Origin of the sequence: Alcaligenes sp. Lyrl_28 (assembly GCF_051948705.1) — a bacterium.
Taxonomy (GTDB): Bacteria; Pseudomonadota; Gammaproteobacteria; order Burkholderiales; family Burkholderiaceae_B; genus Alcaligenes; species Alcaligenes ammonioxydans.
In genome coordinates this window covers 454,462-467,951 of sequence record NZ_JAYJLG010000002.1, presented here as the reverse complement: position 1 = coordinate 467,951, position 13,490 = coordinate 454,462, and the positions used below count along the sequence as shown (strand labels likewise).

The following is a 13,490-nucleotide window of genomic DNA, read 5'->3' as shown; positions in this document are numbered from 1 at the left end:
GGATCAGTCGCCTGCAAACAGCCCGTCTGATTGAGACAGCGAGTGCTGCCTCAAGGTTCAGAATTGAAACACGGATAGGCACCTGGACGCGAGTTTTGTGCAAACCCGGAGTTCAGGACAAGCCCAAGGTAGCAGGATCACCCGAACCACGACGCTGCACTTGCGGCGTAGGGCCGGTCAGATCAATCACAGTGGTTGCCTGCAAGGGGCACGGTCCGCCATCCACAACCGCGGCCAACTGATGCGCATAACGGTCCAGAATTTCCTGGGCATCATTTAAGGGCTCGTCCTCGCCCTCGGGAATCAGGGTGGTGGAAATCAAGGGGCTGCCCACCTGTTCCATCAGAGCCAGAGCCACTTTCTGATTGGGAACCCGAATACCGATCGTCTTGCGAGAGGGGTGGGACACGCGACGGGGCACCTCCTTGGTCGCTTCCAGAATAAATGTCCACGGACCGGGGGTAGCCATTTTCAGCAGGCGGTACTGCGGGTTGTCCACTTTGGCAAAGTGGCTGATCTCGGCCAGATCACGGCACAGCAAGGTCAGATGGTGGCGATCGTCCAAGCCACGCAGGCGCCGCAGGTTATCAGCGGCGGACTTGTCGTCCAGACGGGCGACTACGGCATAGCTGGAGTCAGTAGGAATGGCCAGCAGCCCTCCCTTAGCCAGTAGTTCGGCGGCCTGGGCCAATGCGCGGGGTTGAGGATTTTCGGGATGAACGACGAATAATTGAGACATATCGCGCTTCCTTGCTATTACGAGGGAAAAACATTAAACCTGAGTCACACACTGCCCGGCAAGACCGGGGCAGGGTTCAGGGTCGAGGTATTCTTGCACAGGTGTTGCACTATTTAAAAAAAGCGTGCTAGAATACATTTTTTACTTCACAGCAAGCCTTAAACGGCAAGCAACAAGTAAAAGCAGTAAATTAGTAAGTACTTAATATGTACTGTTAATACGTACTGCACCAAACAGTGGTGACCGTAGCTCAGTTGGTAGAGTCCCGGATTGTGATTCCGGTTGTCGTGGGTTCGAGCCCCATCGGTCACCCCAAAATTTACCGCTTCCCAGGTTTTGCGTATCTCCTTAAAAGGTGACAAAATCAGGAACTGGAAAAATACTTGAAAGCCCGCCTCGTAGCGGGCTTTTTTGCGTTGGTTCATCGTAGCAAGTTTGGCACCTTCGCACACTCCCGACAAGTTCGGGCTGGACAATAAACTGTGTTCGATTGTGAACCTCGGACACGCCCTACCCAAGGCTCACTCCGCCTCTATCAGAAGGGACAGTACGACATATCAAGGCGCCCGGACCTCTTCATTTTTTTTCTGCACTCGCCCTTTGTAATAGAAACTGGCACAAAACCACGCTTTCTTATACTCTAATCTGTCCCATTTTCTGGAAATTTGCTGATGACATTCGGTTTCCCCTGCTGGGATCAGGCACCCGCTAACTGGGACTGGCTTGCACAAGATGAAGACGGCCAATGGTTTTGGTATGGCGTCCAGCCCAGTCCTGGAATAGGCGGAGGCGTCTGGCGCTCCCCTTCCCGTCTGCAACAGTTTGCCGCTCGCGGCAAACCAAACCCATCCTGGATGCACAGCCTTTACCAACGCCCGGACCTGCCCGACCAGAAGCGGAACAGCTAACACCATGCAAGAGCACTTGATCCATCTGCGCGCCCTGCTGCACGACTACTGGCCGCACCTGGCGCTGGCACTCAGCGTGATCCTGGGCGCATCTGCAGCCATTCATGCCGCCATGACCAAAAACGATGTCCGCGCGGCCATCAGTTGGGTGGGCGTCATCATCATGTCGCCCTTGTTGGGGCCATTTCTGTACCTGATCGCCGGCATCAACCGGGTACGTAGACAAAGCCGCCTCGAACACAGCGCGGACGTGTTTTATGAACAGGTTACCTATTTACACCCCCCAGTCTCTGACATTGGCGCACTGGTGGGCGCCCCGTTTCGGTCCCTGCAGATCCTGGGAGACCGTGTCAGCCGCAGTCAACTACGCAACGGCAATAATGTGCGGGTTTTGCTGGGCGGCGATCAGGCCTACCCCGCCATGCTGGAAGCCATCGAACAGGCTCGCAACACGATTGCCTTGCAAAGCTATATTTTTGATAGCGATCGCCTGGGCCAGGAATTTGTCAGCGCGCTGTCACGCGCGCACCAGCGAGGCGTGCAGATTCGGGTGCTGGTCGATGCCATTGGCGCTAAATACTCACGCCCTCCCATTGTGCGACTATTGCGCCGTGAGGGCATACGCTGCGCTCTCTTCATGACCAACCCCCTGGGCTTTTTGCGCATGCCCTACGCCAATCTGCGCAGTCACCGCAAACTCCTGATTGTGGATGGCACCGTGGGCTTTACCGGGGGCATGAACCTGCGCGAGTCCTTTATGGCGCAATATAGCGACGGCAAACCGTCCCAGGACACGCACTTTCGCCTGGAAGGCCCGGCTGTCATGCAATTGCTGGCGTCATTTCGACACGACTGGCAATTTACCACTCGCGAGGATCTGTCGCCGGACTACTGGCATGCCAGCGCCACGCCCGCCCCCCGGCCTCATGTGCCAGCCCGATGCATTGCTTCCGGCCCTGACCGCTTCATGGCCAGCACCCACCACATGCTGCAAGGTGCGTTTGCCATCGCACAACGCCATATCCGTATCCAGTCCCCCTATTTCCTGCCCGACCAGATTCTATTGGGAGCCCTGAACACGGCGGCGCGGCGTGGCATACAGGTAGACATCGTGATTCCAGGGCAGAACAACCTGCGTCTGGTCAATTACGCCATGACGGCCCAGCTCGATCAGGTGCTACGCGCGGGCTGTCGGGTCTGGCGCGCCCGGGGGCCATTCAATCATTCCAAACTCATGACCATTGATGGCGTCTGGTCCTATATCGGCTCATCCAATCTGGACCCCCGTAGCCTGCGCTTGAACTTTGAGCTGGACGTGGAAATCTACAGCCGAGACACCGCACGCCAGATCCAGAACCTGATTGACCTGGAAATTGAAGACGCCGAAGCCGTCAGTCTGGAATCCCTGAATGCCATTGGCTTTGGCAAGCGCTTGCGCAATCGGCTGATCTGGTTAGCCAGTCCCTATTTGTAGGGTACGCGCATGCAAAACTGCTGCAAAGATCAAGAAAGCCCCTGGCTGGCATAATCTTTCAGTGCGCTTGTACACCCACCCTTTATAATCAAGCGCTTAACCGGTCAACACAGACAGGCGTGCCGCTCTCACACAGCCTTGAGCGCCTTTAAAAAAACAATGTCCGAGCTTTCTTATTCTGACCTGGCCCACTGGGCCGCCCACCATCTGGAAAACCGCCCTCCGCGTGCCAAGTCCCTGGTCATGACCCTGTTTGGCGATGTGATTCGCCCGCATGGCGGCAAACTCTGGCTGGGCAGCCTGATCCAGTTGCTGGCGCCCTTTGGGATCAGCGACCGGCTGGTACGCACCAGCGTGTACAGACTGGCCGAGGAGGGCTGGCTGAGCGCGCAACGTGAAGGGCGGCGCAGCCAGTACACCTTGCGGCCCGAAGCCAGCCAGCGCTTTGAGCATGCGTATCAACGCATTTACACCCCAACCTATCTGGCGTGGGATGGCCAATGGACACTGGTCTTTAGCATGCCCAGCCTGATGATGAACTCCAAGCAGCGGGCGGACCTGCGCAAGGAGCTGCTGTGGGAAGGTTTTTGCGCCTTATCACCCACCGCTTTCCTGCACCCCAACCCCGATCACACGATTCTGGATTACATCCTGCAGGCCACCCAGGCCCAGTCGCAAGTCTATGTGGCCAAGTTGGAGCCCTCGCAACTGCCTCAGACGCGCCCTCTGTCGCAACTTATTCAAGACAGCTGGGATCTGGCTCAGGTTGCCAGCGGCTATGGGCAGTTCATACAACGTTTCGCGCCTGCCCTGAACATGCTGGACGCCGGCCACCCCTACGATGACCAGTTGGCATTTGTCATTCGCACGCTCTTGATTCACGAGTTCCGTCGCATCCAACTGCACGACCCCCAGTTGCCCATCGAACTGTTGCCGACAGGCTGGGCAGGAAAACAGGCTTACGAGCTGTGCCGGGATGTATATCGTCAGGTCTGCGGCAAGGCAGAACGCTATATCCTGTCTACCTTGCGTGCCGAGGATGAGCAGGCGCCCGAGGCCGCCGCCTACTTCTACGAACGCTTTGACGGCCTGCCTGTCCCCTGCGAAACCCAGAGCTGAACTCAAGACTTGGTCCGGCGCACGGCCCAGGCATTGAGGCGGAAAAAAACGGACGGCTGTGATTGCCATCACGGAGCAGCCCGCATCAGGTTGTGCGGCTCAAATCAAACTCAGCGTCAAGGGCCTTGCCGTGACATGACGCACAGCCCAGGTCTTTGCGTCGGGTTCTGGGTTTGGGTGTCGTCGGTTGGGCTTGGGATCGAGGCTTGAGCTTGGGACCCGCATGGTTGCAATCGTATCGCCAGGGCCGCATTGCGTTCAGTCATCGCCCAGTCGCTTCAATAGCGCTTTACCGCGCCCGACTTGACGCGTGCATCGCACATCGAACAAAAAACACCCCAAAAGTTGGACAGGTCGCCAACCTTTGAGGTGTCGTTCACCTACCGGTTTTTCTTACACCCACAAAACCAGCTAAGGCCGCCAGACACAGGCATTCAGCCCGGTCTGGCAGGAAGGTTTAATGCGCAGAAGCCGCTTCTGCTCCCACACCCGTTTCGGAACGCACGGACTGCCCCTCGAAACCAGCACGGTCAATCTCGGCACGCGGACTACGATCAGTGATCGAGAAGAACCAGATTGCCAGGAAGGCCAATGGCATGGAGAACAACGCTGCCGACGCGTATGGGAAGGGCGCGGAGCCGGCAGGATTGCCCAAAGTGGCTTCCCATACCGAGGGGGAGAGCAACGTCAGCACCAAGGCAACGACCAGACCCAGGAACCCACCTATCGTGGCGCCACGTGTCGTACATCCTTTCCACAAAATGGACAGGAACAAGACCGGGAAGTTGGCCGAGGCGGCAATCGCAAAGGCCAGTGACACCATGAAAGCAATGTTCTGTTTCTCGAAAATAATGCCCAACAACACCGCAATCACCCCCAGTGCCAGGGTGGTTGCACGAGACACGCGCATGACTTCCTCATTGCTGGCTTCGCCTTTCTTGATCAGCGTGGAATACAGATCATGCGACACAGCCGACGTACCCGACAGGGTCAAGCCCGCCACTACGGCCAGAATCGTGGCAAAGGCGACGGCAGACATAAAGCCCAGGAATACATCGCCACCGACCGCATCTGCCAGGTGCACAGCAGCCATATTGGAGCCACCAATCAGGTCGCCGCCCACTTCCAGGAAACGGGGGTTGGTCGACACCAGCACGATTGCGCCAAAGCCAATGATGAAGGTCAGGATGTAAAAGTAGCCGATCCAGGTGGTTGCCCAGAACACGGATTTACGTGCTTCCTTAGCATCAGGCACCGTAAAAAAGCGCATCAGAATGTGCGGCAGGCCTGCCGTACCGAACATCAGGGCCATACCAAAGGAAATCGCGCTGATCGGGTCCTTGATGAAATTGCCCGGGCCCATGATGGCCTGGCCGATGGTCGCCGCCTGAGCAGCATCCTTGCCGGCAGCAAGCGCGGCCTCGGTCTTGACCTGAACCGCCGCGGCAAACAGCTTTTCTGGCGAGAAACCATATTGCGCCAGCACCATGATGGCCATAAAAGAGGCGCCAAACAGCAGCAGGCCCGCCTTGATGATCTGTACCCAGGTGGTGGCCGTCATGCCGCCAAACAGCACGTAAACCATCATCAGCACACCCACCAGCACCACGGCAACCCAATATTCCAGACCAAACAGCAGTTTGATCAACTGGCCTGCACCCACCATCTGGGCAATCAGGTAAAAGAGCACCACCACCAGCGTGCCGGACGCCGCAAAGGCACGAATGGGGCCTTGGCGGAAACGATAGGCTGCCACGTCTGCAAAGGTGAATTTACCCAGATTACGCAGCTTTTCTGCCAGCAGGAACGTGATGATGGGCCAGCCCACCAGAAAACCGATGGAATAGATCAGGCCATCATAGCCATTGATCATCACCGCAGCGGAAATACCCAGAAAGGACGCCGCGGACATATAGTCACCGGCAATGGCCAGTCCGTTTTGAAAGCCGGTGATGCCGCCGCCCGCCGTATAAAAGTCCGAGACCGACTTGGTGCGCGCTGCCGCCCATTTGGTAATCCACAGCGTCGCCAGCACAAAGACGGCGAACATACCGATGGCCGTCCAGTTGGTCGCCTGCTTTTGCAGCTCGCCCAGATCGCCACCCGCTGCCCACAAGGCAGGACTGGCCAGCAACAGCCCCAGAGCCAGGCCGGAACGAAGATAGGAACGCTTCATTTACGCACCTCCTCAAGCACTTCCTTGGCCATCTGGTCGAATTTGGTATTGGCGCGCCAGACATAAATGCCCGTAATCACAATTGCCAACACAATCACGCCAAAACCGATAGGAATGCCCAGGGTCATGACGCCCTCACCCAAGCGTGTGGCAAACAGCTCCTTGTCGAACGCAATAATGCCGATATAGCTGTAGTAAGCCACCAGCATGACGATGGTGAGTATCCAGCCCAGCCGCAGCCGGGTCTTGACCAGTTTTTGATAGCGAGGATTGGCCGTAATCCGACCTACAAGGGGGTCTTGCATAGTTTGTCTCCGCATTGTTCTGAACGCCTTGTTCGCTGGCGTATCTTATTGAACCGGCCCAGCCCTCACAGGCTGAAAACGGCGTTATGAAGACGCCTGCCGACGTCTATGCGGTGGACATTAGAGCTCGACACTTACACCATACTTACTAACTGCGTCTCCTCAGGGTTATGCCTAGGACAGACTAAATGCCCTCCAGAAAAAACCGCCATAAAGTCGGTCATATTCCTTATGCAACATGGGGTTGGAGAAAATAACGACCCCGTTGACACGAGCAGCCACAAGCCCCCGATCCAGACCGGAAAGGGACAAAGTGTGCACGGAAAAGGGTAAGGTTGGCGCGGGTGGAGGGGTTCGAACCCCCGGCCCCAGGCTTAGAAGGCCTGTGCTCTATCCAACTGAGCTACACCCGCCAGGTGATGGCAGCATCACCCACACGATCAGGCGATGCACTGTCTCGAAATAAAAGTCCTGTATGAACAAGAATTTATTTCAGCCCTATTGTTGAGAAAATAGCGGCTACAAAAGACAATCGAGTATTTTAGCCTGAAAAGCGGTTTTAGATAAGCCGCAAGCTCATCAGAGTGTCAATACTGTAAGAAAAACAATTATAAGTAGTATTTTTAATCCTAAATGGTACAGTCGTGTACGGATTAACCCGTTTTCCTGGACTCTTTTTCATGCCGACCACAAAGAAACTAAGCAAGCACTCTTTAATACTATCGGCCCCTCTTTTTATCTTGAGCGCAATTCTGAATACCGCACAGGCAGGTATTACCTACCAGTTGCGCCAAGTGCAGGCCAGTTCGGGCGAAAGCGTCAATATTGACGCCATCGTCTACAACGACACAGGCAGTCTGATGACCTGGACCGCCCCACGCAACCTGGTTTTGCAGTGGCGCGACGGTAAGGGTAACGTGATCCGCAGTCTGGCTGAACTGGTCAATGCCCGCCCCCGAGCCTCCATCCCCACCAACAACTTCACCGCTTACAGTTGGCGCGCCGTGGTCCCCAATGGGCTGACGGGCCTGCAAGCAGTGAATATTGAAGGTGAGCGCGTGATGCTGGCTCTGGACACCAATCCGCAGGCCCGCAGCCCGATTACCTCGCAGCCAGCCAATGGCGCGGTCGTGAATGCAGGCGCCGGAAACGACCCACGAGTCGTCGATCCTGCCCTGCCCTACGCTCAGGCCGTCGCTGCGGGCGCTCAGCCCGAAGGGCCCGCCATCATCAGCGGACAAGGGCTCAAACCTGCCAACTCCAGCTTTGAAAACTTCAGCAATGCCATCTCGGCCCATGACCCGACCTATTTTATTGTCGGCAACAAAGGCGGCAACAATGCCCGCTTCCAGCTAAGCTTCAAATACCGCCTGCACTCGCCCCAAGACCCGAGCAACCCCAAATTCTACGACCACTTCTATATTGGTTATACCCAAACCGCGTTGTGGGATTTGCATGCTGACTCCAAGCCCTTTGTCGACACCACCTACCGCCCCAGCCTGTTCTGGCGTAAAGACTCCATCTGGGAGTCCGAGCAAAAACGCCTGTTCATGGGCCTGGCAAGCGGGTATGAGCACTCCTCCAACGGCAAGTCAGGCGACGATTCCCGCTCCATGAACGAGGTCTTTATCCAGCCTGAGTTCAATTACCGCTTTGACCACGGTGCCACCCTGACGTTTGCCCCCCGTATCAAACACTATGTGTTCATGGGCGAGAACGCCGACTGGGCGCACTATCGGGGTCGCTATGACTGGAAGCTGCGCTACGCTCAGGACAACGGGCTGGTTTTGTCGGGCATGTACAACAAAGGGGCTGGCAGCCGCAATACACATGAGTTCTCGATCGCCTGGCCACTGAACCGTACCCCCTTGAACATGAACGGTTATATCTACGGCCAATACTTCTCTGGCTATGCAGAAACCATGCTGGGCTACCGTGACCGCTCTTCACAATTTCGCATCGGTCTGGCTCTGGTACCCTAAGATCCCTTACAGCAGTCCCCCACCGCGTCGGCTCCCCATGCCGGCGCGGGCCATATCGTGGTCACAGGCCTGAATCAGAAAGCGCTGAAACAAGGCGACCAGTCCTTCGGGCTCCCGCTCTTTCGGCCACAACAAGCCTACCTCCACAGACTCCACCGGATCGTGAATGCCGATGGCCTGGATGCGCTTGCCCTCCAGTGACCAGGGACGATAGACCATATCCGACAAAATCGTCACCCCGAAACCATAAGCCACCAGCCCCCGCACGGCTTCCAAAGAGCGCGTGCGCATGGCGACACGCTCCGGAAAGCCTGGGCTGCCCCAATGACGCCTGGCGGCCGCATCCGCATCGTCCACAGTCAGAAAAATATAAGGGTAGTGGTTGATTTGCGCCAAGGACACACTGGACTCATTGGCCAGGGCATGCTGGTCCGACACCCATAAACGACGACGGGAGCTGCTCAGTCGATGATGCCCGTACATGGCCAGATCACTGATATTGGACAAGATCGCTACCCCCAGATCGATGCGCTCGCTTTGCAAGGCCGCTTCCATTTCGGGACGCTCCATGTCCACCAGCTCGATATCGATATTGGGGTAGCTATGTTTGAAGCGACTGATAAGGTCAGGCAGAAAATAGCCCAGAACCGTGTAGCCAGCCGCCACCCGAATCTGTCCTTCAATATTTTGACGCCGCAAATCGGCGTGATTCAGCGCATCACTGACGGCATCAATCACATGATGGGCATGATGAAAAAACGCCTGCCCTTGCGGAGTCAGCTCCACACCGTGCGGCAAACGCTCAAAGAGCGCCACATTCAACTGCCGCTCCAGGCTCTGGACTGCATTGCTGATCGCCGACTGCGAGACATTCTCGGCCTGAGCGGCCGCGGAGAACTGTCCGCTGACAGCGGCCGCAATGAAATAACGAAACTGCCGCAAGGTCACTTCGTGTTTCATAGCCATCCGTTTTTCAGATATCAGGTACTCGTAAATTTGATTTTACGATAACAAAAAGCTGCCCTAGACTAAAGCACAAACTAAAACAACTTGCACGAAAACCTTTCTTCCTGCAGGAGACAAACTCATGAATGCCCCTCTCAACAAACCTTACAAGGCCATGTTGGAATCCGTGTCCCTGGATGACAAATACACCGTCACCAAGGGGCGCGCCTATATGAGCGGAACCCAAGCTCTGGTGCGCCTGCCCATGCTGCAAAAAGAGCGTGACCGGCGCGCAGGCCTGAACACGGCCGGCTTTATCTCTGGTTACCGGGGCTCCCCATTAGGGAGCGTAGACCAAGCTTTATGGCAGGCCAGCAAACATCTCAAGGAACACGACATCGTGTTCAAGCCCGGTCTGAACGAAGATCTGGCCGCTACCGCTGTCTGGGGTAGCCAGCAGACCAATCTGTATCCCAGCGCCCGCTTCGATGGCACCTTTGCCATGTGGTATGGCAAGGGCCCAGGCGTGGACCGCTCCATGGATGTCTTCAAACACGCCAATTCGGCAGGCAGCTCACGCTACGGCGGAGTACTGGTACTGGCCGGCGATGACCACGGCGCCAAATCCTCCACGGTGGCCCACCAGTCCGATCACGTTTTCGCCGCGGCAGGCATCCCGGTGCTATACCCGGCCAACGTGCAGGAATATCTGGATTTTGGCCAGCACGGCTGGGCCATGAGCCGCTTCTCGGGCCTGTGGGTTGCCTTGAAGTGTGTCACCGAAGTAGTGGAATCCAATGCCTCGGTGGATCTGGACCCGGACAGCCTGAACATTATCCTGCCCGAAATCGAGGACATGCCCGCCGACGGCCTGAATATCCGCTGGCCAGACCCACCGCTGGCACAAGAAGCCCGCATGATGAATCACAAGTGGTACGCCGCGTTGGCGTATGTGCGCGCCAACAAGCTGAACCGCGTCGAGATTGATTCGCCCGACGCCCGTTTTGGCATCATGACTGCCGGCAAGGCTTACCTGGATACGCGGCAGGCCCTGGCCGATCTGGGCCTGTCTGACGAGCTGTGTGCCGAGCTGGGTATCCGGCTGTTCAAAGTAGGCTGTATCTGGCCTCTGGACGGCCAGGATGCTCGCCAGTTCGCAACAGGTCTGACCGAAATTCTGGTGGTAGAAGAAAAACGCCAGATCCTGGAATACGCCCTGAAAGAAGAACTGTACAACTGGCGCGATGATGTACGCCCCAAGGTCTACGGCAAGTTTGACGAGACCGAACACGGCGGCGGCGAGTGGTCGCTATCGCGCTCCCCCTGGCTGCTGCCCCCGCAAGGCGAACTGTCTCCGGCGATTATTGCGCGCGCTATTGCCCGTCGGCTCTGCACCATGGATATTTCCGAGGAATTGCGTGCCCGCATTCAGGCCCGCCTGGCGATTCTGGATGCCAAGGACCGCGAGGCCCGCATGCCCCGCGTCAGTGTCGAGCGCAAACCCTGGTTCTGTTCGGGTTGTCCGCACAACACCTCCACGCGCGTGCCCGAAGGCTCCCGCGCCATGGCCGGTATTGGCTGCCACTACATGACCGTCTGGATGGATCGCAGCACGTCCACTTTCAGTCATATGGGAGGTGAAGGGGTCGCGTGGATTGGCCAGCAACCCTTTACAGACGAAAAGCACGTTTTCGCCAATCTGGGCGACGGCACCTATTTTCATTCCGGCATCCTGGCTATTCGCGCCTCCATCGCCGCCAACTCCAATATCACTTACAAGATTCTGTACAACGACGCAGTGGCCATGACGGGCGGTCAACCTGTCGATGGCATTTTGAAGGTCACAGACGTCATCGCCCAGGTACATGCCGAGGGCGCGCGCAAAATTGTCGTGGTGACCGATGAGCCCGAAAAATTCAAGGGCGTCACTCTGGCGGGCAATCCGCCGGTTTATCACCGCGATGAACTGGACCGCGTCCAACGCGAACTGCGCGAAATACCGGGTACCACTATTTTGGTCTATGACCAGACCTGCGCGACCGAAAAGCGCCGTCGCCGCAAAAAGGGAACGTACCCGGACCCGGCCTTGCGGGCCTTTATCAATGACACGGTCTGTGAGGGCTGCGGTGACTGCTCGGTCAAATCCAACTGCCTGTCTGTCGAACCTCTGGACACCCCTCTGGGTTCCAAGCGTCGTATCAACCAGTCTTCCTGCAACAAGGACTTTTCGTGCGTCAACGGTTTTTGCCCCAGCTTTGTCACGCTGAAAGGGGCGCAAGTGCGCAAACCCGAGGCCCAGGGTCGTTCCCTGGAGTCCTTCAATCTGGCGGACCTGCCCCTACCCAAACTGCCTGACCTGGACAGAACCTACGGCATCTTGATCGCTGGCATTGGCGGCACCGGGGTGGTGACTGTCGGTGGCTTGCTGGGCATGGCTGCACATATCGAACAAAAAGGGGTCAGCGTTCTGGATATGGCAGGTCTGGCGCAAAAAGGCGGTGCCGTCCTGAGCCATGTGCAAATTGCGCGCCGCCCCGATCAACTGCATGCCACCCGTGTTCCAACCGGCGAGGCGTCCTTGCTGATTGGCAGTGATGCTCTGGTCAGCGCCTCTACCGACGTCCTGAGTCGGGTCAGCCGCGACCGCACGCACACCATTATCAATACGGCGGCCAGCCCGACCTCGGATCTGATCGGCAATGCACACTGGAAGTTTCCATTGCAAACCGCCTGCACGGACATTGAGAACGCCGTAGGCAAAGACATCCGCTATCTGGACGCCAACGCCCTGGCGGTACATGTCATGGGAGACGCCCTGTATGCCAACCCGATCTTGCTGGGTTATGCCTTTCAGCGCGGGTGGATTCCACTACACATGGACAGTCTGCTACGCGCGATCGAACTGAACGGAGTGGCCGTCAAAGCCAACCGCGAAGCATTCCAATGGGGTCGTCTTGCTGCAGAAAAAGGCATAGAAACCTTGATGGAAGGGGCCACGCCCAAAGCCCGCGCGGTCACCTTTCCCGAGAGCGTGCAGGCATTGATCAAGCGTATGGAAGCGCATCTGAGCGCCTACCAGAACCCGGCCTGGGCCCAACGTTATCGCGACGCCATCAAGCCGATCATGGAACGCGAGTCGCGTCTGGACCAGGACAAGACACTGCCGCTGACGCGTATCGCGGCCACGCAACTGGCCAAGCTGATGAGCTACAAGGACGAGTACGAAGTGGCCCGTCTCTACACCGACCCGGCCTTTCTGGACAAGCTGCGAGCGCAATTTGCAGGTGAACCCGGCAAGGACTACCAGATTCAGTACCATCTGGCCCCTCCGCTGCTGGGGCGCAAAAACAGTCAGGGCCAGCCCGTCAAAAGCAAGTTTGGCCCGTCAACCCGCCACTTGTTCAAGATTCTGGCCAGTTTGCGAGGTTTACGGGGAACCGCGCTGGATGTATTTGGCTATACCCAGGAGCGTCGTCAGGAGCGCCAAAACATTCAGGACTATCTGGCCGACCTGAACGAGGTCAGTGCGCACCTGGATGCAGACAATCTGGAAGTGGCTCTGCGCTGGCTCAACTATCCCGACCTGATCCGAGGCTATGGTCATGTCAAGGATGCGGGCCAGGTGAAAGCCTACGCCTTGCGCGAACAACAGCGCAGCCAGTTCCGTGCGCGTACGGAACCTAGCCAGCGCGTCGCCTGAACCCGCAGCCGGCCCTGAGCGCGGGGCCGGCTCTCTTGTCTCCTCCTTGACAGCAGCTTGTCCGTTCCGGCGAGCTGCTTTTTTTTGTCTGGCACGCCCCAGTCACACAGGCACCGTCCCCTGCCGTTAAGGGTATGAAGCC

The 13,490-nt window shown here is 57.2% G+C and carries 9 protein-coding genes and 2 tRNA genes; 6 read left to right on the top strand and 5 right to left on the bottom strand.

Translation table 11 applies throughout. The features are described 5' to 3' along the window. Nucleotides 1-112: 112 nt before the first annotated feature. On the bottom strand, nt 113-739 hold the full coding sequence (locus tag VF694_RS06750) for an L-threonylcarbamoyladenylate synthase (protein WP_003802723.1): 627 nt from the start codon (nt 737-739) through the stop codon (nt 113-115). A gap of 239 nt (nt 740-978) precedes the next feature. On the opposite strand from VF694_RS06750, the gene VF694_RS06745 reads away from it, so the two are divergent. The 4 genes from VF694_RS06745 (at nt 979) to paaX (ending at nt 4,240) form a co-directional block, all read left to right on the top strand. Next, nucleotides 979-1,054, top strand: a tRNA-His gene (locus VF694_RS06745). 356 nt (nt 1,055-1,410) lie between these two features. After that, complete coding sequence (locus VF694_RS06740; RefSeq protein ID WP_039943531.1) at nt 1,411-1,647, top strand: hypothetical protein; 237 nt, start codon at nt 1,411-1,413, stop codon at nt 1,645-1,647. Between the two features lie 4 nt (nt 1,648-1,651). Beyond that, nucleotides 1,652-3,121: a phospholipase D-like domain-containing protein gene (locus VF694_RS06735; RefSeq protein WP_440163966.1), complete on the top strand. Its 1,470-nt coding sequence runs from the start codon at nt 1,652-1,654 to the stop codon at nt 3,119-3,121. A gap of 159 nt (nt 3,122-3,280) precedes the next feature. Next, on the top strand, nt 3,281-4,240 hold the full coding sequence (gene paaX, locus VF694_RS06730; protein ID WP_003802725.1) for a phenylacetic acid degradation operon negative regulatory protein PaaX: 960 nt from the start codon (nt 3,281-3,283) through the stop codon (nt 4,238-4,240). 457 nt (nt 4,241-4,697) lie between these two features. Here the strand turns inward: paaX and VF694_RS06725 are convergent, their stop codons facing one another. From VF694_RS06725 to VF694_RS06715, 3 genes are all read right to left on the bottom strand, one after another. Then, the gene (locus VF694_RS06725) at nt 4,698-6,416 is read right to left on the bottom strand and encodes a cation acetate symporter (RefSeq protein WP_003802726.1); all 1,719 of its coding nucleotides are present in this window, start codon (nt 6,414-6,416) and stop codon (nt 4,698-4,700) included. After that, nucleotides 6,413-6,721 (bottom strand): DUF485 domain-containing protein, encoded by a 309-nt coding sequence (locus VF694_RS06720; protein ID WP_003802727.1) that lies wholly within the window; start codon nt 6,719-6,721, stop codon nt 6,413-6,415. Before VF694_RS06720 ends, VF694_RS06725 begins: the two co-directional genes overlap by 4 nt. A gap of 336 nt (nt 6,722-7,057) precedes the next feature. Then, nucleotides 7,058-7,134, bottom strand: a tRNA-Arg gene (locus VF694_RS06715). Between the two features lie 327 nt (nt 7,135-7,461). On the opposite strand from VF694_RS06715, the gene VF694_RS06710 reads away from it, so the two are divergent. Further along, entirely contained in the window at nt 7,462-8,703 is a 1,242-nt protein-coding gene (locus VF694_RS06710; RefSeq protein WP_230406261.1) for a phospholipase A, read from the top strand. A gap of 6 nt (nt 8,704-8,709) precedes the next feature. Here VF694_RS06710 and VF694_RS06705 read toward each other — a convergent pair whose 3' ends face one another. Next, complete coding sequence (locus VF694_RS06705; RefSeq protein WP_202801533.1) at nt 8,710-9,663, bottom strand: LysR family transcriptional regulator; 954 nt, start codon at nt 9,661-9,663, stop codon at nt 8,710-8,712. A 127-nt stretch (nt 9,664-9,790) separates the two neighbouring features. On the opposite strand from VF694_RS06705, the gene VF694_RS06700 reads away from it, so the two are divergent. Continuing rightward, a complete protein-coding gene (locus VF694_RS06700) occupies nt 9,791-13,348 on the top strand; it encodes an indolepyruvate ferredoxin oxidoreductase family protein (RefSeq protein ID WP_301606888.1) in 3,558 nt (1,185 codons plus the stop codon). Nucleotides 13,349-13,490: the final 142 nt, after the last annotated feature.

Excerpts from the sequence above, each read along its gene's own strand:
- VF694_RS06750 (WP_003802723.1), bottom strand. The coding sequence starts at position 739 with ATGTCTCAATTATTCGTCGTTCATCCCGAAAATCCTCAACCCCGCGCA.
- VF694_RS06740 (WP_039943531.1), top strand. The coding sequence starts at position 1,411 with ATGACATTCGGTTTCCCCTGCTGGGATCAGGCACCCGCTAACTGGGAC.
- VF694_RS06735 (WP_440163966.1), top strand. The coding sequence starts at position 1,652 with ATGCAAGAGCACTTGATCCATCTGCGCGCCCTGCTGCACGACTACTGG.
- paaX (WP_003802725.1), top strand. The coding sequence starts at position 3,281 with ATGTCCGAGCTTTCTTATTCTGACCTGGCCCACTGGGCCGCCCACCAT.
- VF694_RS06725 (WP_003802726.1), bottom strand. The coding sequence starts at position 6,416 with ATGAAGCGTTCCTATCTTCGTTCCGGCCTGGCTCTGGGGCTGTTGCTG.
- VF694_RS06720 (WP_003802727.1), bottom strand. The coding sequence starts at position 6,721 with ATGCAAGACCCCCTTGTAGGTCGGATTACGGCCAATCCTCGCTATCAA.
- VF694_RS06705 (WP_202801533.1), bottom strand. The coding sequence starts at position 9,663 with ATGAAACACGAAGTGACCTTGCGGCAGTTTCGTTATTTCATTGCGGCC.
- VF694_RS06700 (WP_301606888.1), top strand. The coding sequence starts at position 9,791 with ATGAATGCCCCTCTCAACAAACCTTACAAGGCCATGTTGGAATCCGTG.